Origin of the sequence: Paenibacillus sp. VTT E-133280 (genome assembly GCF_002264385.1) — a bacterium.
Taxonomy (GTDB): Bacteria; Bacillota; Bacilli; order Paenibacillales; family Paenibacillaceae; genus Paenibacillus_AQ; species Paenibacillus_AQ nitricinens.
In genome coordinates this window covers 47,399-69,403 of sequence record NZ_NFUX01000012.1, presented here as the reverse complement: position 1 = coordinate 69,403, position 22,005 = coordinate 47,399, and the positions used below count along the sequence as shown (strand labels likewise).

19 protein-coding genes are annotated in these 22,005 nt (G+C 45.2%); 7 read left to right on the top strand and 12 right to left on the bottom strand.

All coding sequences use genetic code 11. The annotated features are described in order from the left end of the window. Positions 1 to 17 precede the first annotated feature (17 nt). The gene (locus tag CA600_RS07805) at positions 18 to 1,733 is read right to left on the bottom strand and encodes an ABC transporter ATP-binding protein (protein ID WP_094869670.1); all 1,716 of its coding nucleotides are present in this window, start codon (positions 1,731 to 1,733) and stop codon (positions 18 to 20) included. Between the two features lie 308 nt (positions 1,734 to 2,041). Continuing rightward, entirely contained in the window at positions 2,042 to 4,294 is a 2,253-nt protein-coding gene (locus CA600_RS07800) for a glycoside hydrolase family 127 protein (protein ID WP_094869669.1), read from the bottom strand. A gap of 145 nt (positions 4,295 to 4,439) precedes the next feature. Between CA600_RS07800 and CA600_RS07795 the strand changes: the two genes are divergently transcribed. Further along, a complete protein-coding gene (locus CA600_RS07795; RefSeq protein WP_094869668.1) occupies positions 4,440 to 5,333 on the top strand; it encodes a helix-turn-helix transcriptional regulator in 894 nt (297 codons plus the stop codon). A gap of 342 nt (positions 5,334 to 5,675) precedes the next feature. Here the strand turns inward: CA600_RS07795 and CA600_RS07790 are convergent, their stop codons facing one another. Continuing rightward, a complete protein-coding gene (locus tag CA600_RS07790) occupies positions 5,676 to 7,232 on the bottom strand; it encodes a sigma-70 family RNA polymerase sigma factor (RefSeq protein WP_094869667.1) in 1,557 nt (518 codons plus the stop codon). Positions 7,233 to 7,403: 171 nt separating this feature from the next. Here CA600_RS07790 and infC point away from each other — a divergent pair, with 171 nt between their 5' ends. Beyond that, positions 7,404 to 7,922 (top strand): translation initiation factor IF-3, encoded by a 519-nt coding sequence (infC, locus tag CA600_RS07785; RefSeq protein ID WP_094869666.1) that lies wholly within the window; start codon positions 7,404 to 7,406, stop codon positions 7,920 to 7,922. A 104-nt stretch (positions 7,923 to 8,026) separates the two neighbouring features. On the opposite strand, the gene CA600_RS07780 is transcribed toward infC, so the two are convergent. The 9 genes from CA600_RS07780 to CA600_RS07740 all read right to left on the bottom strand — a co-directional run bounded on the left by CA600_RS07780 (position 8,027) and on the right by CA600_RS07740 (position 16,222). Next, positions 8,027 to 8,728, bottom strand: coding sequence for a histidine phosphatase family protein (locus CA600_RS07780; RefSeq protein WP_094869665.1), 702 nt, complete (start codon positions 8,726 to 8,728; stop codon positions 8,027 to 8,029). Positions 8,729 to 8,746: 18 nt separating this feature from the next. Continuing rightward, positions 8,747 to 9,349, bottom strand: coding sequence for a response regulator transcription factor (locus CA600_RS07775; RefSeq protein ID WP_042184310.1), 603 nt, complete (start codon positions 9,347 to 9,349; stop codon positions 8,747 to 8,749). Further along, positions 9,346 to 10,500 carry a sensor histidine kinase gene (locus tag CA600_RS07770; RefSeq protein ID WP_143812121.1) on the bottom strand — a complete coding sequence of 385 codons (1,155 nt, stop codon included), beginning with the start codon at positions 10,498 to 10,500 and terminating at the stop codon, positions 9,346 to 9,348. The genes CA600_RS07775 and CA600_RS07770 overlap by 4 nt, the downstream gene beginning before the upstream one ends. A 4-nt stretch (positions 10,501 to 10,504) precedes the next feature. Continuing rightward, positions 10,505 to 11,239 (bottom strand): ABC transporter permease, encoded by a 735-nt coding sequence (locus CA600_RS07765; RefSeq protein WP_094869711.1) that lies wholly within the window; start codon positions 11,237 to 11,239, stop codon positions 10,505 to 10,507. Between the two features lie 2 nt (positions 11,240 to 11,241). Next, complete coding sequence (locus CA600_RS07760) at positions 11,242 to 12,150, bottom strand: ABC transporter ATP-binding protein (RefSeq protein ID WP_094869664.1); 909 nt, start codon at positions 12,148 to 12,150, stop codon at positions 11,242 to 11,244. Positions 12,151 to 12,334: 184 nt separating this feature from the next. Then, positions 12,335 to 13,087: an oxygen-insensitive NADPH nitroreductase gene (gene nfsA / locus CA600_RS07755; protein ID WP_094869663.1), complete on the bottom strand. Its 753-nt coding sequence runs from the start codon at positions 13,085 to 13,087 to the stop codon at positions 12,335 to 12,337. Between the two features lie 31 nt (positions 13,088 to 13,118). Then, complete coding sequence (locus CA600_RS07750) at positions 13,119 to 15,581, bottom strand: heavy metal translocating P-type ATPase (protein ID WP_094869662.1); 2,463 nt, start codon at positions 15,579 to 15,581, stop codon at positions 13,119 to 13,121. Positions 15,582 to 15,695: 114 nt separating this feature from the next. Beyond that, a complete protein-coding gene (copZ, locus tag CA600_RS07745) occupies positions 15,696 to 15,896 on the bottom strand; it encodes a copper chaperone CopZ (protein WP_042184300.1) in 201 nt (66 codons plus the stop codon). Positions 15,897 to 15,949: 53 nt separating this feature from the next. Then, the gene (locus tag CA600_RS07740) at positions 15,950 to 16,222 is read right to left on the bottom strand and encodes a metal-sensitive transcriptional regulator (RefSeq protein ID WP_256989783.1); all 273 of its coding nucleotides are present in this window, start codon (positions 16,220 to 16,222) and stop codon (positions 15,950 to 15,952) included. Between the two features lie 376 nt (positions 16,223 to 16,598). Here CA600_RS07740 and CA600_RS07735 point away from each other — a divergent pair, with 376 nt between their 5' ends. The 5 genes from CA600_RS07735 (at position 16,599) to sipW (ending at position 21,928) form a co-directional block, all read left to right on the top strand. Then, positions 16,599 to 18,119: an MDR family MFS transporter gene (locus tag CA600_RS07735; protein ID WP_094869660.1), complete on the top strand. Its 1,521-nt coding sequence runs from the start codon at positions 16,599 to 16,601 to the stop codon at positions 18,117 to 18,119. Between the two features lie 4 nt (positions 18,120 to 18,123). Then, positions 18,124 to 18,687: a PadR family transcriptional regulator gene (locus CA600_RS07730; RefSeq protein WP_042184294.1), complete on the top strand. Its 564-nt coding sequence runs from the start codon at positions 18,124 to 18,126 to the stop codon at positions 18,685 to 18,687. Positions 18,688 to 18,804: 117 nt separating this feature from the next. Further along, positions 18,805 to 19,782, top strand: a complete 978-nt coding sequence (locus tag CA600_RS07725; protein ID WP_256989779.1) for an aldo/keto reductase — start codon at positions 18,805 to 18,807, stop codon at positions 19,780 to 19,782. 288 nt (positions 19,783 to 20,070) lie between these two features. Continuing rightward, the gene (locus CA600_RS07720) at positions 20,071 to 21,339 is read left to right on the top strand and encodes a hypothetical protein (protein WP_179281564.1); all 1,269 of its coding nucleotides are present in this window, start codon (positions 20,071 to 20,073) and stop codon (positions 21,337 to 21,339) included. Between the two features lies 1 nt (position 21,340). Then, complete coding sequence (sipW, locus tag CA600_RS07715; RefSeq protein WP_094869658.1) at positions 21,341 to 21,928, top strand: signal peptidase I SipW; 588 nt, start codon at positions 21,341 to 21,343, stop codon at positions 21,926 to 21,928. The last annotated feature ends 77 nt before the right edge of the window (positions 21,929 to 22,005 follow it).

The window sequence follows — 22,005 nt, the reverse complement described above, 5'->3', positions numbered from 1 at the left end:
TAGAAGAGGTTAACAATTTAATCAGCATTTGTAAACGATATTTTTCTATTCCACAACGCTTTAAAAGCTTCACAATGCGCTATCAAATCATCAAACTTCCCTTCACCCACGACCGAACCTTGATCCACTACCAGTATCTTATCAACATCTTTTATAAAATTTAGCCGGTGTGCAACAATAATGATGGTTTTGTCCTGAAATTCCTGCAAAATCGTCTCCATAAGGCTTTGCTCCGTAATATTATCAAGTGCTGACACTGGCTCATCCAGAATTAGAATGTTTCTTTTCTGAGCAATGATTCTGGCAAAAGCTAATCGCTGTCTTTCCCCGCCTGATAATTTGACGCCTTTTTCACCTACCAATGTATCTAGACGATCCGGTAATTGGCTTACCTTTTCCTGCAGATGAACCTTCTCCAAAATTTCATACAACACTTCATCGGATAAGGAATGCTCATCAAATATAATATTGTCCCTAATCGTAGCGTCAAAAATCGGCGTGTCTTGTGATAAGTAAGAGATATGATCATAGTAGCTATCCAGATGGATCTCATCGATATCTTTACCATCCAATAAGAGTTCACCTTCGTCCTTTTTTAATAAGCCTACGATTAACTTAATCAGGGTTGATTTCCCGCCCCCACTTAATCCGACAATAGCAACCGACGTTCCTCTCGCAATCGAAAAGGATAGATGATTCAAGATCTTCACTTGTCCATAATCAAAAGATACATCCCTAAATTCAATATTACCTTGGATCTCAGTGATAACTTCTCCTCGTTCTAGATTCTTATCTTCTGGGGCATGAATAAATTCCTCGAATCTTTTGTAGGTCACTCTATTCAGTCTGTAATCTACAAAGAGGACATTGAAGATAGCAATCGGCGAATAAATCTTATCAATAAACATAAACAAAGCGACCACAATACCAAGTGATGTCTCACCTGCGACAATGCTTTTTACACCGTAAATCAGGACAACAACTTTAATAATCGTGACAAACAACTCAAATATCGCGAAAAAAGCTTCATGGATCATTTGTAGCTGAGCATTTTTGTGAATGATAGTGCGTGCGGTCTGGCTTAATTTATCGATCTCTTTCTCATATCTTTTGTTCGTCCGGAAGACGACCAATTCCATAAATCCACGGATAGAGAATCTGGACATCTTTTCTTGTTCCTGTAGAATGGTTGCCTTCATCGCATACAGAAATTTCAACAGCAGATTCGTTATCAAAAAGACGACCACGTAGCCCGCTGCAATGACTACCATGATCCTTAAATCATAGAAGCTGATAAAGATGAGACTGAACAGCAGCGTGGGCAATAACTCATGTAATGTTTTAAGGAAAAAGGAGAAAATCATGCTGTTCCCAGCCGCCGCTCCATTCTCGATCACTTTAATCATCTGCCCTGTGCCGATATCCTGATAGGCTTGATAGTCGATTTTGGATATTTTAGATAGTGCAAGTATCTTTAATCGCTCCGTTATACTGTTCGATAAATACACGCTAGGGTATTCATCTACATAATTTAGAATTACCACCCCAGCCAGCAAAACCCCATACATCATAATCAAATTCAATATTTCACCAAAGCTGCCCATCATCGTGGCCTTGTCTAATATTTTTTGAAACACAACAATCCCTAAACTACTCAGCAGCTGAATCGTAAAACCCAATAAAATATAACCGCAAATCCACCACTTTAGGTGGGCTAGACTCTTTTTTAACATCACGTTCTCCTCCTCTTTCAATTGAATGCAAAAAAGCCAGGCAACCCCCACCATCCCACTGTAAAAAACCATTCACAAATACACGGTTCTCTAAGTTAAATAGGTTAAGTGCCTGGCTTTATAGAAATAGCTGCCTATGGCACCGTTCAAAGCTCTAGTTCATGGATCAAAAGGATAGACTTCTCCCTTGATAGCTGGTACGCGTTTCACCCAGCCCGATAACTAGTTACTTCGAACGATACGGAACGACATCCATTTCACCTCAATTAAAAGAATTGCTCCTATTATAATTCTCGAAGCTTTATTATTCAAGAATTACGTTTAACGATACGTAGTCCGGCCACTTGGCCCACCTTATGTCCTTCATGCGAAGCAAACTTGATTGTAGTAGCTGATGCACCACCCGTGACCAACTGCGGAAGCTCGTAACGAATCGTCACCAGCTTGTTCATCTCTTCAGACTCAAGGACACCTAGTCCAAGCCGTTCACCATCTGCCGTAATATCGAAGGCCACCGAAGTATCGTTGGACTTCAAGTACGTTACCACCAGATCCACTTGCTCCTCTGGCAAGACTTCCATTGTGAAAGAGAACCAGCCATTGATCCAGCTATCGCGATACTTGCGGTTGTAGATTTTGCCTAAGCCTACATGCTCCCCTTTGAAATTATGGTCTCGTTCCGGCTGCATTTCAGCAGGTTGCACCGAATCTACGGTTAGCTGTTCAAGTACTAGATTGTTCTCAACAGCCTCGCGATATTCAGCCTCCACCAGCTTCCACTCCTCTGACGTGAACAAATCCCAATACACGGAATAACGATGATCATGCATAGGGTAGAATGGACGAAGCTCATGGTCTCCTGCATATCCTAAACCTTTCATCCGGAACACATTTTTGCTCACATTTGACTGAATGAGGCTGTCTGTTAGCGTCTCGCGATCACCGATTAATACGGAAGCAAGCGCGCGGTCACGATTCAGCTCCGCATCTATTGGCCCGAAATCGCCTGCCAGCACAAGGGGGCCGTAAAGGAACGTTATACGATTCGGGTTATCCGGCATCGCTTCGATTCTTACCGACATCGGAATATCATATGCGACAACGTCTCCATCCTGCCATACTCTATCCAAAGCTAGGTAGCTGGATTTACCTACATTCACAGGCACGACTTCACCATTTACGCTAACGCTCATTCCTTGCTCAGCCCAGTACGGGTATCTTAGCTTCAATGCGAACTTCCTGGGCTGCACTGCGCTGATCCGCAATACACCTTGTCCCTCTTCTGGGAATTTGGTCTCCTGCGTCAGACGGACACCCTGCTCTTTCCAAGTCACCGTTGAAGGCACGTACTGATTAACATACAGCTCATCCTCACTATGGAAGTATAGCGCTGATCCATACATAGAATGACTTTCCATTCCTGAGCCTACACAGCATGTAAAGCTCTCAAACTGGGAGTTGAACGACTTATGTCCACCCATTTCGAGAGATACAAAATAACACACACGTCCATCTACCGGCTCCTGAGAAGCTAGGATATGGTTATACATTGCACGTTCGTTGTAATCCGCATATACCGCATAAGCATCCCACTGGAACATATGCTTGGTCAGCTTCAGCATGTTGTAGGTATTACACGTCTCACATGAACCCTCTCCCAATCGATCGTTCAGCTTATCCGGTTCGCCAAAATGCTCATTATAGCTGTTGCCGCCGATCACGTATGAATGATGATTAACGACCCGATCCCAGAAGAAGCGAGAGAGGCCTGCATAATGCTTCTGTCCCGTTACCTCATACTGTCTTGCCGCACCAATAATCTTCGGAATCTGAGTATTGGCGTGTCTTCCTGCTAATGTGTCTTTTTCTTCGGCAAGATCATTAAGGACTTCTCCATGGTAAAAGCTTTCGGCTAAAGCAAGGAAACGTTCATCCCCGGAATCCTCTGCCAAATCCGTCAGCGCTTCATTCATACCGCCAAACTCACAACGCAGCACCTCTTGGATCTGATCTTTACTGAGCCCTGCGAAAATATCTTCAAGCCACAGCCCCAGCTTCGTTTCAATAACGAGCGCCTTCTGATTGCCGGCCAAGCGATAAGCGTCGCGGAGACCTGCAAACAGCTTATGCATCGTATATAGCGGCACCCAACCCCCGTTAAGGTCAAAGCCCTGTGAGCGAATATCGCCTGCCTTCACTTCCTCAAATAACTCTTTGCCACGAGGAATGCCGGAAATGAAGCCATTACCATGCGCAGCCTGACACAGCTCTAGTTCATCTACTACATAATTCACGCGTTTAAACAGCTCTTCATTCCCTGTTGAGGCATACATTAACGCACAGCCAGATAGATAATGACCTAGTGTATGGCCGCTAATGCCTTGAGATTCCCAGCCTTCATAGTGAGCAGCCTTAGGCTCTAAGCCAGCATATTCACGAAAACGCGACAGAAGACGATCAGCCTCCAGCATGAGTAAATAATCCGTATTTAATTCCATCGCATGGAGAAGCGGACCTGACTCAATGCGTACATTCTGCAAAGCAAAAGCTTGCGTCTTCAATGAAATCGCTCCCTCGCAATCTTGTCAGGGTGATATGACAAGTGTATATTTGTATCCATAAGATAACACCCGAACGTTGATTTGTCGGTAGATCAGCCATACAAACAGTGGACAAATCCGACTTATTGATGGCTAGGAGGACCGCATGACCTATTTGAAAATAAATGCAGATGTACCTGTTCATTTTACGGCGGCAGGAGAATTCATCTCAGAAACACCATGGAAACATGTAGAACGTGCAATGGGCAATTACGAGCTAATCATAGGCGTGAATGAAACGGTGTATTTAAGTGAGGAAAATAAACGCTTTGAAGTAGGACCTGACGAAGCTCTACTGCTCATGCCTAATTGCACGCATGTCGGCTATAGAGAATCATGGCCTGGGGTTAAATTTTATTGGTTTCATTTCGAGCTGACCCACGAGGGGGTATTGCTGAGTGAGGAGGAAATGAAGCCTGAAGCAGGAGAAATCTTGTCGCGTACACAGCGCTTATGGTCTGTACATGATCTATATCTGCCGCAGTTCATAAAAATCGAGCACAGTGACAGGATTCATATTCTGGCAAATCAAATCCTCCATGTAGCTAACTCAGGATATTTGACCTATTCCAGTGTTAATTATTTGTTAACCTCACTCTTAATTGAGCTGTCTGAGCATGCGCTTCAGCCGTTCGCCAGTAAGCTAATCCGTCCGCAGCAAGATGTCACCTTTGTCAAAATAGCCGAGTGGACAAGGATTCATGCAGGAGAGCCTCTTACGGTGGCCATCATCGCGGAGAAATTCAATTACAACAAGGATTATTTAGCTCGTCTATTTAAACAACACACCTCGATGGGGCCTTTGGAGTATATTCATTCCGTACGTGTGACTAAAGCGAAGGAGCTGCTAACCAGAACCGCCCTCAGCGTGAGGGAAATCGCGATAGAGACGGGGTTCACCGACGATAAATATTTCATGCGCCTCTTCCGCAAATACGAAAATATGACACCAACCCAATATCGTAACGCCTATCATAAGACGTTTATGAATAATGACTAAAGTAAAAAACTGCGGCAGGCTTCAACGTTTTGAAAAGAGTTTGAAACAACACTCCGTCCGCGGAGCCTCTGATAGATAATCAGGGAATTTCTCCCTAAAAAATCTGATATTCTGTTCATTTGTCTAGTGATTAGGGAATATCTCCCTAAAATTCGACCGATTTGTTGAAAAGTATAGATATTACCCCGATTTTAGGGATAAATTCCCTAATTCCATTCATTTAAAGCAAAAATCAGTATTTTTCAGGGATTTTCCCCCTAATTATTCTCAAGAAAAGAAGCTGCCTCTAAGTAGCATTCACTACTTTTGAGACAGCCCCTTCTCTAACTTACAATCTTTATATCATTGAATCGTTTGCGAAGAAAAATTCCATCGCCAGCGTGGAGTCGATCCTTGCAGATGCACCCCTCCATACCATTCATCGATTCCTTTTTTCTGAACCCAGTCTTCATTTCCAGCCCATACACTTTTGCCTAGCTCGGTTAATGCAAGCTCGCAGTCTATGAATGGCATTACTGGATCGTTATAACCAGGAAAATCATTGAACCCATAGGTTTGCAGCAATGGGTACGGGCGTTGTGCCATCTGTCTTAGAATATGCCAATATTGCAAGTCGCCCATACCTAAGATATGTAACTTATCCCCCACATTTTTGAACAACTCGTAAGGGGAGTTCATTCCAGCATGAATCATCTCCAGAGTCATCTGTTCTACGATACCAAGTCCATTATTGGTTGATGGGAACCGAGATAAATGCGCTATGAAGGCGTCATGTGCAAATGGCAAAGTGGACGTATCTGTGGTTAAACGTTGTTGCAGCGTTTCTGGATTAGGTGATACATAGGCTTCCCAGAGTGATTGGCCTAACTCTAGCTCCTTGTCGCCGATTAACTTCCACGTTCCTGATAAAGTCTCCATTTGCTCTACAGACAGTTGTCCAAGTCCTCGAAACAGCTCAATGCCGGGATATTCTCCAATGCACAATAAACTCAGCTTCGTGGATCCCTTCTTCTGCTTCGAGAACCAATGGAGCAAATAGCACAGCATCGTCTGATCGAATAGATCATGCTCGAACCATAATACAACTTCATCATATTTATGAAAATCAGCTAAGATCTTTTCCTGTTCCTTACTGCTCTGTATAAATTCCTTCTGCGGAATCCCCATCGTTTGTTCTAAATAATGCGCTCTTACTAAGCGGTTATTCTGTTCCGCAGGCTCTAAAAAGACCGGCCCATGAGAGTAGACCTCTCTCCATACTAATACATCCCCTTGCACAATTCCCTGACGCAGCTTATCTCCCACTACATCTCCGTTTACAATATGAAGCACACCTTTTCCTCCTTCGTACAAATGATTGAACACGGAGAGGACATCCGCAACAGGTAGCGCACCTTTAAGCTTGCGGCGAGCATCAAAGAGTCGTTTCTTCAATACCGGGACTGAGGTTCCCAGAAAGTCAGCAATCTCTTGAAGGGAATATCCCTGAAAATAATATAATTGAACGGCAATCCGCATATTGGATGTCAATGCAGCTATAGACTCGTGAAGCAGACGCCGCGCTTCTTTTTTCTCAATAATGTCCGCCACACTACATGAAGATTCTGTCGATTGCACAGCTTCATCGTAGGGTAATGCAGGATGCTGCTTTCTTCGCAAGATTCGATAACATTGCCTTGTAACAATCGCTTTAAACCAGCCCGGAAATGCCTCTACTGTCCGTAATTTATTCAAATTCAGGAAGGCTTCTGTGAAGGCTTCCTGCACAGCATCCTCCGCTAATTGATAATCGTGGAGCTTTTCATACGCAACTGCATTCGCCATTGGTGTAAAATGCCTAACGATCTGTTCAAAAGCTTGACGGTCTCCTCGTCTCGCTTCTTCAATATACTGAAGCATACCTTCGCTCGCTCCCTTCTTCCGTATTATATACAAGTGCCCACGAAGTTCCCAAAAGTTACGGATTTAGGTCAATGTTTTTCACACAAATCCTACTCTTCACATTTGAACCTCAAGCTAGTTCCATATATGATAGCTTTATCTTTAGTTATCAGGGGAGGATTCATAGAAGTGGCAGTATTAATCAATGAACAAATAAGAGCATCCGAAGTAGTCCTAACTGGACTTAGAGGTGAGAAGCTGGGCATTGTATCTAGAGAAGAGGCATTAGCAATGGCTCGCGCTGCAGGTGCAGATCTAGTTTGTACCTCGCTAATGAGCAGCCCGCCGCCCTGTAGCCTAACTGCAAAGGGCAAAGCAAAAGCGGCCGCGCAGAAGGAGGCAGCCTCAGCACGCAAGGCTAGTGGTGGCCCAGCTGCAAAAGGTGGCAGCAAAGAGAAGGTCAAAGAACTACGCTTCACTGCTCATATTGAGGAGCATGATTACGATACGAAGCTCCGTCAGGCAGACAAGCATCTTCGCTCCGGCAAGCCAGTGCAATTAGTTGTGAAGGCATCCGGCGCCAAAGAAGCCGCTGCTTCCAAATCCGTTTTGGAGCGACTAGTAACTGACCTGAAGGAAGTCGGAACGAAGGATACTGGCATTCAGACAGGTGGTAAAGGTTCACAGGTGAAACTAAATCCACGTTGAAAAGTCACCTATTCCGATCATATAAAATCCAGCAAAAAAGCCATCCTCTCAGGGATGGCTTTCACTCATTAAGAAATATCCTTACTCGCTCTTCATCATTCACCTTAAACATGATTGCCCATTAATCCCCGTGGGCGATAGCTCATGCCGCCAGCATAAAGATGGGAAACGTCTCCTAGTCCAATACATCGAGGAACCGCAAAGTGCTTGCTGCGCTCTTCAAACAAGATCGTCGTTACCGAGCTTGGCGCAAGCCAGAATACGGACCAAGTCAAGGCTAACGGAATTTGTAATAAATGAGCTAGCCATGCGAGACCAAAGCCACCGTGGCATACTACTCCAATCTTCTTGGTAGACGGCTCAAGGATACGATAAAGGCCATCTTCTCTTCTATAATGGTGTCGAAGCAAGAATTGATCTGAAGCCGTTTGTAATTCGCTAAACCGCAATCTGTATTCCTCTTGCTTCAACCAATGATCTGTTTCATCAGACCATACTCTTTTTCCACTCGATAGTTCGCTAATATGTTCTCCGGGGCTATCCCAAATAGATGCCAATTGTCCATCCAACATAATCTCTGTCCAATCCAGTTCGTGGGTCCAAGGCTCTGTATGAATGACAAGTCCCGTCTCTTTGGCCACATAACTGGCTGTTGTCTGTGCCCTACCCAGTGGTGAAGCATATAATTCATCCAGACCTATAGATGCCATGCGTTTTCCTAGTGCTGCTGCTTCCTGATGCCCGAATTCTGTTAGACCATCTATGGAATAGTCCGGATCACCATGACGAATCAGAAATATTTGCATAATAATGCCCTGCTCCCCTCAAATCCAACCTTTTTCCTCTGCCAGTCGTACCGCCTCAATTCGACTTTTCACTTCCAGCTTATTGAGTATTTCAGAAATATAATTGCGAACAGTTCCATAAGAAAGGTGTAGCGAAAACGCGATTTCCGCCGCCGTTTGCCCTTCACCAGCCAGCTTTAAAATCTCTCGCTCCCGTGCTGTTAGTGGATTTTCTTCCCGCAAGCTACCAAAAACTAACTCGGGGGATACCTCCCGATGTCCAGCCATGACACGTCGAATAGATTCGGCCAGCTTATCTACAGGCTCGTCCTTCAACAAATACCCTTGTATACCAGCCTTCACTCCACGCTCGAAATAGCCCGGACGGGCAAAGGTAGTCAAGATGATAATTCGAGTCGGACAGCCTTTACTCCGCAATATTTCTGCAACCTCCAGCCCGCTCTTGAACGGCATTTCAATATCCATGAGACATACGTCCGGCTGAAGCCTGTCGATTAAAGCTAACGCCTCAGCTCCATCACAGGCCTCTCCGACGACTTCGATATCATCCTCAAGATCCAGCAGGGATGCCATCGCTCCCCGAAGCAGACGTTGATCCTCCGCTATAACGATGGTTATCATGCACTCTCACCTCCTGTTGCTTCCTTAACGATTAGAGGGATCATAACGATCAGCGTAGTTCCCTGACCTTCTTCTGAGCTTAGCGACAGAGAGCCATCAATCAGGGATAGTCGTTCCGCCATCCCCTTCATACCATTTCCATCACTAAGCTCACCATTACATCTCTCACCGTTCTGGAGGCCAATTCCGTTATCTTTAACGGTAACTCGAACTTTTCCGGCGGTCTTTTCCACCCCGATAAAGCATTTATCTGCTCTACTATGCTTCACAATGTTAGTCACCGCTTCTTTGATGCAAAGGCTGAGAATATTTTGCGTCAGATCGGATACTCCCTCTAGCGAGATATCCCCTTCCACTTCCAGGGCAATCTCCGCCGTGCGCAGCATTTCCCCGGTTTCTGCCAGTTCTTCTGCTACTGAGATCGCACGCATTTCCGACACTAGCTCACGCACCTGACGGAGCGCAGCCCGCGAAGTACGCTGAATTTCCCGCGCCTCCTCTTGGGCTCGCTCCGTATTTTTGGTCACCAGCTTCTCTACGAGTTGGCTTTTTAATGTAATCAAGGACAACGTATGCCCGAGCGTATCATGTAAATCACGAGCGATTCGCATCCGTTCCTCACGCTTCACCAGCTCTTTAATCACCTCATTGGCTTGATCCAGCTCTTTCTCCAGCTTCTGATTCCGATTCATGGATCTCACTCCGAATGGGCTAATCAACATAATAATGATAAATGGAGCTAAAAATATCATGCTTCCCCACTCCATCTCACGACCCACTAAGACCAGCACAGAAAGTACCATGACCACAAAAGAAGTAAATGCAATTTTGAACCCTTTATTCTCCGTATAGTAAGCTATAAAATTTGCGGTGAAAAAGCCCATATAAAGATTAAAGGGCGTATAAAACAAACTAAGCACCACGATGATCACCATTTGAATCATTAGCCAGACATTAAAGACTCCACCCCGAACCCAATACAGCTGGCGATAGCTGATGGCAAACACCGCTATCATCAACCCGCCTAGAATGAGCTTCAATCCAGTCTCCCCACGCAAATTCAGGATGGGCAAAACCAGATAAACAGCCCATACATAAGGGAAAAACCCTTGTTTTTGTGGAAATAACCGGAACTGCGCACGCTCAGCCATTCATTCACACCGCTTCCTGTTTTTTTCGGATATAAACCGATAGTAACATAAAAACTACCAAATACCCGAGCAAAATCAAGACATTACTCCAATGCGGAGCTGAGCCACGCACAATCTCCCATGCCCCATTTCCATAGTTGTAGGAAGGTAACCAATGACCAATCTTCTGCATTAATTGCGGCAAAATCTCAATCGGCATCCACATGCCCCCCGCTACAGCAAGCGCCATATAAATCACGTTGCTGACTCCACTAGCTGTATCCACCCGTTTCATAGCACCCACAAGCGTACCAATCGCCAAAAATGGAAGGGAACCGATCAAAATCCATAGCCCACTAAGCACCCATTGACCCGCAGATAAGGAGACACTGTTGATTAAATATCCTGCGATAAAAATACAAATGACCGAAAACAGATGCATCATCGTTTGCCCGAACATTTTTCCGAAGAAATAAACAGAACCCGGTAGCGGGGTAATCCGAATAAAGGTGGTCCAGCCTTGTGTTCGCTCTTGTACTAAACGGATGCCAAGCGTCATAATCGCTGAGCCCATTACACTAAAGGTTGCCATCGACATTAAGTAGTGAGCGCGCCAAGTCGGGTCATCGTTACCTGTATTAACCACGCGGGTGAAGATGAAGTAGAACATAATGGGCATGAGCAAGGACCAGAACACGTAATAAGGATTACGGATGATCCGCAGCATCTCGGCTTTACACTGTACAGTAATTAATCTCATCATTAGATAGCCTCCTCTTGGTTCATGGTCAATTGTTCAAAAGCATCATCCAAACGTCCCTGATCGATCCGAACATCCTTCACGGGAAGCCCATTAACAAAAATCGCTCGCAGCGCTTCATCCGTATCGTCTGTCGTCACATGAATTCGACCTTCCTTTTCATAACAATCTTCAATAGCGGTTAGTTCCAGCAGGCTCCTGCGTAATTTAGATCGATCACCTATTGGCAAAAAGGACACCGAACGCTTTACAATCCGCGATTTAATCTCATCTGGACTTCCGTCTGCAACTAAATGGCCTTTGCTAAACAACAGAATACGATCCGCAATATCTTCAGCTTCCTGTAAGTAATGTGTCGTGAACATTATCGTCTTACCCTGCTCCGCAAGTCCACGAACCGTATCCCAGAAACGCCGCCGGGAAGTAATATCAAGTCCAACCGTAGGCTCGTCGAAAAAGATCAGCTCTGGGTCACCTGCCAGGGCCAGGGCGAAGCCTAGACTACGTTTTTGACCGCCCGAGAGCTTCTCAGCGTATCTATTCAGATCCGCTGGCGCAAGCCCTGTAGCTTTAATTAGAAACTCCATATCCATCGGCTGTGGATAATAGCTACGGATCAGAGCAATGATCTCCCGAACCTTCAGCCGATCCATCACACTTACCTCTTGCAGCATCGCGCCGGTCTTTTCACGTACGATTTTATCTTTTGGATGTTGTCCAAATATTTTCACTGTACCTTCAGTGGGTTCTAATAGCCCCAATAACATTCCCAATGCTGTTGTTTTGCCTGCTCCGTTTGGTCCAAGAATAGCTGTAATCGAACCCTTGGCAATGTTGAAGCTGATATTATCTACTGCTTTCTTATCCTTATATAATTTGCTAACTCCATTCATCTCAATAACATTGTCCATTTCGTAACCCCTCCGATTCCGAATGCGTTTGATCTATTTCAATCATATGGAAAAAGGAGACCAGACATTAGTATGGACTGTCATTTCTTTAAGATGACAACTGTCACCTTCACAAAAAAAAAGAGGTTGTCCTATCCATAGTTTTAACTACGAATAGGGCAGCCTCTTTAAGCGAAATACTAGACTACCTCTTGAAAAATCCTTTTCCGAGAAGGAATTCCTTCATATGCATTCGCGCTGGCTGTGCCAACCGTTCTGCCATAATCACAGACCAAGGTGTATCCTTGGCACCATGAGTCCGCTCACGCATATAGTCTGAAGAGATTTTATCGTAAGTCTTGACCTGCTCCACTGTCGTTTCGGCATTGTAGCGATTGCGATGTAGAACAGCCTCTAATGGCAGACGCGGACGCAGGCTTGTAGCTCCATCAGGATAGCCCACACACATTCCAAATATCGGGTAAACCAGCTCAGGCAGTCCAAGCAAATCAGAAACCTCCCCGATCCGGTTACGGATTCCGCCGATATAAACAATCCCGAGCCCGAGTGATTCCGCAGCTACAGCAGCATTCTGAGCAGCAAGCGCAACATCAACGGTAGCTACAATAAGGTTCTCCGCAGAATCTTCATACGATGTCTCTCCCTGTAAATGAGGTTTTGTGACCTCACGCAGCCGATATAAATCCGCGCACCAGATCAAAAAGACTGGGCATTGTTGGATATAAGCCTGATTACCCGCTAATCCGGCAAGCTCTGCTTTTAGAGCCGGGTCAGTCACTGCAATGACACTATAGGCTTGTACACTGCTGGAAGTCGAAGCCATTTGGCCTGCTTCAATAATAGCTGCAAGCAGCTCTTCACTTACTGGCTTATCCTGATACTTGCGGACAGATGCATGGTTCATTAATAGAGATATTGTCTCGTTGTTTTCTTGCACAGCGCCCACTCCTTACATAGTTAGGTTTCTCTTACAGCTTTACCCGCTGCAAACGAAGTGCATTCAAAACGACGGACACAGAACTGAATGCCATCGCAGCTCCAGCTAGCCATGGAGCTAGAAATCCGAGTGCAGCAATCGGTATACCTATTGTATTGTATGCAAGTGCCCAGAACAAATTCTGCTTAATATTACTCATCGTTTTACGGCTCATCATAATGGCATCGGGTATGCTCTTCAGATCTCCCCGCATCAGTGTAATATCTGCAGCCTCCATTGCTACATCCGTACCTGTACCGATCGCCATGCCCGTATCTGCAGTAGCCAGTGCAGGAGCATCATTGATGCCATCTCCAACCATAGCTACCTTTGTCCCATTCCGCTGCAGCTTACGAACTTCCTCCGCTTTGCCTTCCGGCAGAACCTCTGCTAACACTTTTCGAATACCTGCTTGCTTCGCAATAGCTTCTGCGGTGATTTTATTGTCACCTGTAATCATAATGACCTCTATGCCCATCGCATGAAGCGCAGCTACAGCTGCTTTTGAGGTTGGTTTAATCGTATCGGCAACAGCGACAATCCCGGCAATCTCATCGCCCACCGCTACAAGCATAGCTGTCTTTCCTGCCTCTTCCAGTCTCTTCATGACTGGGGTCCACTCTGTGATGTCCAATTGATGATCTTCCATCATACGCCGTGTACCCACCCTAACTTGTTGATCGGAGACAACAGCCATAATTCCCCGTCCAGGTACATTATCAAACTGTTCAGCGGCGGGTAAGATCAATTCTCTGTCAGCAGCTCCTGCTACGATGGCTTCCGCAAGCGGATGTTCTGATAATTTCTCAGCTGCCGCAGTTAAAGCTAATAAACGATTCTCGGCGCTTTCTTTACCATAAGCGGCAATTCCAGTGGTAGTCACGATATCAGTCAGCACGGGCTTACCATTTGTAACCGTACCTGTCTTATCCAAAACAACGATCTTAACCCCTTGTGCGCCTTCTAAATGCTCACCACCCTTGAACAGAATACCAAGCTCCGCAGCGCGGCCCGATCCCGCCATAATGGAGGTCGGCGTTGCAAGACCTAACGCACATGGACAAGCGATTACGAGCACCGCAATAGCTTTTTCAAGGGCATCGGCAAATTGACCAGGTGCTGCCCAGAAGTACCAGACCAAGAAAGTGATCATCGCAATGCCTACAACAATCGGTACAAAAATACCTGAGATGACATCCGCGATCCGCTGGATAGGCGCTTTGGAGCCTTGGGCCTCCTCCACTACTCTAATGATTTGAGCGAGTGCAGTGTCTCTTCCTACTTTGTTAGCTTTAATTCTTAAGATCCCATTCTTATTTAATGTAGCACCGATAACGGTATCTCCGGTTTTTTTCTCTACAGGAATACTTTCTCCGGTCAACATAGACTCGTCCACAGAAGAGGAACCCTCTACTACCTCGCCATCCACCGGCACCTTTGTTCCGGGCTTCACCAATACAATATCGCCAGGAATCACTTCATCTGTCGAGATATTCATTTCTTTGCCATCACGGATCACGAGAGCCGTCTTTGCCTGAAGCCCCATTAAGCTCTTAATGGCGTCAGAGGAACGACCTTTGGCTAGCGCCTCGAACCATTTACCGACGAGGATGAGCGTGATGAGTACAGCACTCGTCTCATAATACATTTGGGTGGTATGATTCATTCCCTTCATACTTAATGAATCAATCGTCAGATAAAGACTGTAGAAATACGCTGCTGATGTCCCCAGTACGACCAACACATCCATATTGGCACTCCCGTTACGAAGTGCTTTATACGCGCCTACGTAGAACTGCCAGCCGATGATAAACTGTACGGGGGTCGCCAGAACAAGCTGAAACCAAGGATTCATAAATATCTCCGGTGTTGGAATCCAGCTTGTGAATGAGAAATGACCTGCCATCGCCCATAACAACGGGAAAGAAAGAATAGCAGAAATGATCCACTTCCACTTCTTATGCTGAATTTCCTGTACACGACGGTCCACATGATCCTTGCGGTCTTCTTTAAGTGTAGCTTTATATCCGATATTGCTTACCTTCTCCATGATCTCTCTTGGACGAATATTACCGGGAGTATATTCTACATGTGCCGTTTCCAGCGCTAAATTCACATTCACTGCTGCGATCCCCGGCGTACGACTCAACACTTTTTCGATCCGCGCCGAGCATGCAGCGCAGGTCATGCCTGATATATCAAAATCCGCGGTCTCTTTGACGGTATCATAACCAAGAGCGCGGATTTTATCTTCAATTTGTGGTAACCCTGATACAGAAGGATCAAATCCGACAGTGGCTTGTTCCAAGGCCAAATTTACATTTGCGCGAGAAACACCCTCCATCCGGGACAAACCTTTCTCAATTCGAGCTGCACAAGCAGAACAGGTCATGCCTGTAATCTGTACGGTCGCTTGCTGTTCATTGGGTGAAGCTGTTATTTTTAACTTATCCATGATTCCAAAGCCTCCTCATACCCCTATAGAGTATGATAATTTCTATAAAAAGAAAAGGCATTGGAGCTTATGGCATCCCCATAACAGCTCCAAGCCTTATTACTGTGCTTCAAATTAAACTACATCATACCCTTGCTCTTCAATAGCTTCTTTAATAGCTCCAAGGCTCACCTTGTTCTCATCATACTCAACGGAAACTTTTTTAGCTGCAAGATCAACTTTAGCAGTAGCTCCAAGATTACCTACAGCCTTCTCTACAGAGTTGACACAGTGACCACAAGACATTCCTTCGACATTTAATGTAGCGTTCGACATTATTATTACCTCCAGTAAATGTTATGAAGCTATGCTTAAGAAGCATTAGCTTATTATTTCATTAATTTGTTAACCGTGATTAGCAGCTCATCGATAACCTCATGTTCACCGGCTTCGATTCGTTCAACAATACAACTCTTCATATGCCCTTCCAGCAGCATCTTACCAACACCGTTTAGTGCCGCTTGAACCGCTGCGAGCTGATTGAGCACATCGTCACAATAAGTATCCCGCTCTATCATACCCTTTATCCCGCGGATCTGGCCTTCAATCCGGTTGAGGCGAGTATTCAAACCATTTTTGAAATCTGTCGAATGATGACTCATTCGTTCTCCAGATACTGAAGAATGACAGTCAGCTTCACAGGATTTCTCAGTTTGTTCTTGCTTACTAGTAGACATAAGGATCAGCCTCCTTGCCAATAATATAATATACCCCCGTAGGGTATGTCAAGAGATGTTCTTTATTTCCTATCCCCTAAATCCCATTTTTTCAAGCATAAACGCCTTCGGTATCTATATAAGGACGGTTAGCGTTTAAGCAGAAATATAAGACATATAGTATGGTGTGAAACTTATACTTCTTATATTTTAAAAAAACTATTGCTACCCTATTCAAATTTGAATATAATAAATTTTGCTTCTAACCTATGAACATTTTTTGAACGGATTTATCACTATTAGAAAAAGGAGCCTGCGAAGCATGCATACTAAAGAAAGTAATCTTAAACTCGTAGTTATCGGCCTGCTGCTCGGTATTCTGATGTCCGCGATGGACAATACCATTGTAGCTTCAGCTATGGGAACCATTGTTTCCGACCTTGGCGGTCTGGACAAAATCGTATGGGTCACTTCGGCCTATATGGTCATGGTAATGGCTGGGACCCCAATCTTCGGCAAGCTCTCGGATATGTATGGACGTAAACGTTTCTTCATGTTCGGACTGATTGTATTCCTGATTGGCTCAGCACTGTGCGGTACTGCAACCAGTATTACACAACTCAGTATTTACCGGGCTATTCAAGGGATCGGCGGCGGTGCACTAATGCCTATCGCCTTCACTATCGTTTTCGACATTTACCCGCCTGAAAAAAGAGGAAAGCTGACTGGCCTATTCGGTGCCGTCTTCGGAATCTCCAGTGTACTCGGACCATTATTAGGTGCATATATTACCGACTATGTAGGCTGGCAATGGGTATTCTACATTAACCTGCCGCTCGGAGTTATTGCACTGTTTCTGATCGCAACTTCGTACAAAGAATCGATCTCTCACGCTAAACAGCGCATCGACTGGGGCGGAGCCTTCACTCTCGTCGGCGCCATTATCTGCCTAATGTTTGCGCTAGAACTGGGAGGCAATCAATACGCTTGGGATTCCAGTGTCATTCTCGGCTTATTCGCCGGCTTCGCTGTACTCTTGCTGGCATTCATCCTCATTGAGAGAGTGGCGGCTGAACCTGTTATCTCGTTCGCGATGTTCAGTAAACGGTTGTTTGCAACAAGCAGTGTGACAGCCTTGTTCTATGGCTCTGCCTTTATCGTAGCCACCATCTACATTCCTATCTTTGTACAGGGCGTATTTGGCGGCTCCGCTACGAACTCTGGACTGATCCTCATGCCGATGATGATCGGTACGGTCGTGGGCAGTCAGACCGGTGGGCTACTTACAACCAAAACCAGCTTCCGCAACATTATGATCCTATCCGCTGTCTGTTTTGTAGCAGGTGTCTACAGTCTAAGCACTTTATCACCAGATACCTCCCGTCTCATGCTTAATGTATTCATGGCCTTAACTGGATTCGGCGTGGGCTTCTCCTTCTCCGTGCTAAGCATGGCAGCTATCCATAATTTCGATATGCGCCAACGCGGTTCGGCAACTTCAACAAGTACCTTTATGCGCTCGCTTGGGATGACGCTGGGGATTACGATCTTCGGTATTATTCAGCGTAACAACTTCACTAGCAGCATTAGCGAAGCTTTTGGCGGAAGTGAGCAGTCAGCAGCCTTCGGCGATCCACGGGCAGCCCTGACACCTGAAGCAAGAGCCAAGATTCCACCTGAAATTTTGGAGAAAATATCTAGTGCACTGTCCTCTTCAATCGCACATACCTTTATGTGGGCCATGATTCCTGCCGTCCTTGGTTTAGTCTTTGTGCTGCTGATGCCGAAAGACCGCCTCACCATCCCGAGTAAAACTGCTCAGGCGTCCGAGGGTAAAAGGTAATTATATGTCGATGAAATTGGCTATTCTCGGACTATTGCTTGAACGAAATATGCATCCCTATGAAATTACACTAGTCATGAAAGAGCGCTCCATGGACCGGATTACAAAGCTCCAGCTTGGGTCTCTCTACTACGCTGTCGATAAACTTGCACAAGATGGTTATATCGAAGCTTTAGAAGTGATTAGCAGCAGTGATCGCCCAGACAAAACCATTTACGGTATTACTGAGCAAGGTAAAAATTTATTCGAGCAGTTAATTCTACAGCAAATTAAAAAGAACGAGCCCTTCTATCATCCGATGTATATGGCTCTAGCCATGTCCCGTCATGTTGATCAAAACAAGGTGGAGAAGCTGCTCGAAGAACGTATTCGGGAAACCGAACATCAGGTGAATCTGGCTTATCAGGTATATGAAGAACATATTCCTATTGTTCCTCGTTCCGCCCTTCATCTCATGTACGGCACCTATGAACACACCCTTATTGAACTAAAATGGCTGCAACGTCTCTATGATGATGTTGTAGCACGCAAGTTGAATGACATTGGAACACCACTTAATACAGAGTAGAGTCCTTAGGGCCTCTACTCTTTTTTTGCTTTTCCAGAGACAATAAATACCATACTAGAATCTAAGCGTGTACAATATGTACGTGTACGCAATCATATTTCCCTGGGAGGAATCACATTGTTGAGAACGCTGCCTTTAAACAAGCGCGGTATACCAGCCAGCCGTATTGCTCTAGGTTGTATGGGATTTGGTGGGGGCTGGGATCATGAACCGATTACCACCGAGAATGTTAAGCAAGGACATGCAGCCGTCGACGCTGCACAATCTATTGGTATCAATATGTTTGATCACGCAGATATTTATACCCGTGGTAAAGCCGAGAAGGTATTCGGTCAGATCTTTAAAGAACGCCCAGGACTCCGCGAAGAAATCATTATCCAATCAAAGTGCGGTATTAAGCTAATGGAGCCTGGAGACAGTTCTAATGTCTTTGATTTCTCAAGCCAGCATATTCTAAGCAGTGTGGATGGAATATTATCACGACTAGGAACGGAATATATTGATATTCTGCTGCTGCATCGACCTGATCCTTTAATGGATCCGGAGGAAGTGGCCTCCGCATTACATCAATTGAAGACAGCTGGTAAGGTTCGTCATTTCGGCGTCTCCAATATGAGTGCAGCGCAGATCAAAATGCTGCAAGCCTATTGCGATGAACCTTTTATCGTAAACCAGCTACACATGAGCCTAGCCAAGCTCAGCTGGGTCGATGCTGGAATCAGTGTAAACCGTGAACCTTGGAAGGATATTACCTTTCCCGAAGGAACCCTTGAACATTGCCGAATGGAGAACATTCAGCTTCAAGCTTGGGGCCCACTCGCACAAGGCATATTTAGCGGACGTTCATTAGAGGATCAGCCAGAGAATATCGTCCAGACAGCCGCCATGGTTAAACAAATTGCAGATAAAAAAGGAACAACACCCGAAGCCATAGTGCTATCCTGGCTAATGACACATCCGGCAGCTATTCAGCCTGTGATTGGGACTGTGAATCCGCAGCGCATCGCTGCCTGCGCCGATGCGGACAAGCTGGAGCTTACTCGAAAAGAATGGTATGACCTATATGTTAGTTCACGTGGTACTCGTCTTCCCTAACTGAACCCACAATTAAAACTCGCAAGAATTCTTAATAGCCTAATCGCGCTTCACGCGCGATTAGGCTATTTTTAATGCAGTCGCCTCTTATATCGTTCTTTATTGCGAATAAAAATAGATATCAAGCGATAAACCGAGATAAATAGAGATAAATTAACATTATCGTTCTTTATAGAGTACAAATGAGACTTATTGACAGTTTTCTTTTCAAATTATTCCATGTATTATTCATTACAGAAGTTGTTCTTAATAAAGAACAATAATAACGAACCAAAGAAACTCAAGACATTGAGGGGAGGTATTCCTCTGAGACCCAGATCAGCAAAAAGAAGGCCTAAACGAAAGAAGCAAATCGGATTACGTGTTCTGCAATCAGGAATGGCTGTCTCCGTCTTGTTTCTGACTACCTCGCAGCAAGTGGGTAGTACCTATGGTGGTTTTGGAGCTACTGCGCAAACCACTAGCACCATTAGCTTTTGCGAAGTATTTCCAAACTCGATCAAGGGGCTTCTAACAGAACTCAAAGATCATATCGAAAGAGCTACTGCTTTAAAAGGATCTCTGCAAAGCTATACCCCTTCAGGCAGTCTCTCAGACGTTTCGGGAATAGAAGGCATGACGCTGGATGAGCTTGATGTCGCAGCGCAAGAGATTTCCACACAAATCTCCGCACTTCAATCTCAAATCAATGGCGTGAATGAGCAACTGGCCACCAACAGCCAAATTTGGAACGAAATCAATGGTGAGCTGAACGCAGCAGCAGCCGTCCTATTCCAGATTGGAGGATATATGACCTCTCTAGATTCAAACTGTCTAGAAATCAAGGATGAACCATTCTTCAGAGAGCTGCAAAGCAGCCTAAATCAAAGTGGGGTAATCTCTGAATCTCTAAATGCTTCATTAAAGGGAGTTATCCAGTACCTAAACTCCATACACGACATCGGCCTTCCATTTGCTTCGGTAGTGACCAGTGATGTATATGGACAACCCGAGTTACGCAATGAGGCGTTTCAGCAGCCGTTGCCTTTCCTGATTCCTTTTAGTCAGCCGGCCGGCAATATCTCTAGCGAACTGACCTCCACTTATGAGAATCTCAACACTGAAATGAATGACCTTAAAGAATCCGCTACTTCAGGAATCAGCAATCTTCAGAGTCAGCTCCAATTGATCAGTCAAGCCCGTGAACAACAATTGGAAGCCCTTGAGAAAGCCCGATTAGAGGCGCTGGAACAAGCGAAGAAAGAAGAAGAGCGTTTGGCCCTGGAGAAGAAGGAAAAGCAAGAAGCCGAGGACAAAGCGAAAGCAGAAGAGAAAACAAAAACGGAAGTGACTCCACCGACAGGTGAAGCAGCTCCAGAAAACATAAATAAAGAACAACCTGAAGCCCCAGCCACTAACCCAGTCGTTCCGGGAGTTGGTGAAGAGCCAACGATTCCACAAGATGTACCACAGCAAAAGGTTCCTCAGGAGACGCCAAAGGCGGAAGATACAACCTCTTCCCCACCGGCAGCAACACCAGCTCCTGCGGCCCCTCAACAAGACAAAGGTGGAGAATAATATGCGGATTAAAAAAATGATCAACAATACATTATCGAGCATCATGCTTGTCATCTTTATCCTGCTGGTGGTAGCTGTAGTTTTATCAAAGGCCTCCGGCGGTGAACCTGCCTTCTTCGGATACCAGATCAAATCCGTACTCTCAGGTTCGATGGAACCAGGAATTCACACCGGATCGATTGTCGCTTTAAAACCCGGAGGAGATATGAATCGCTTCAAAAAAGGCGATGTTATCACCTTTAGAAATGAAGAAAACCTGCTCATTACTCACCGTGTTGTGGAAGCAACAATGAACAACGCTACTGGTGAAGCCATGTATCGTACGAAAGGCGATAACAATGATGCGCCTGATATGAACCCTACCAGTTCAACGAATGTTGTAGCTGAGTATACCGGGGTTACCGTACCTTACGTAGGTTACGCTATGAATTTCGCAGTTTCCAAAGCTGGAAGTGTCGTGCTCATGATCGTACCAGGCTTGATGCTCCTGCTCTATGCCCTGTACTCATCATGGAAGGCTGTAGCTGCACTCGAAAAGAAAAATGCTGCTATACTGCCCACCTCTCCACCCCCAACTGAAATACAGTAATCCGTTGATTGTCCGCTTCCGCTTACGAACCGGAAGTTACAATATATAAATTTTATAAAAAAACCACAAAAACCGAG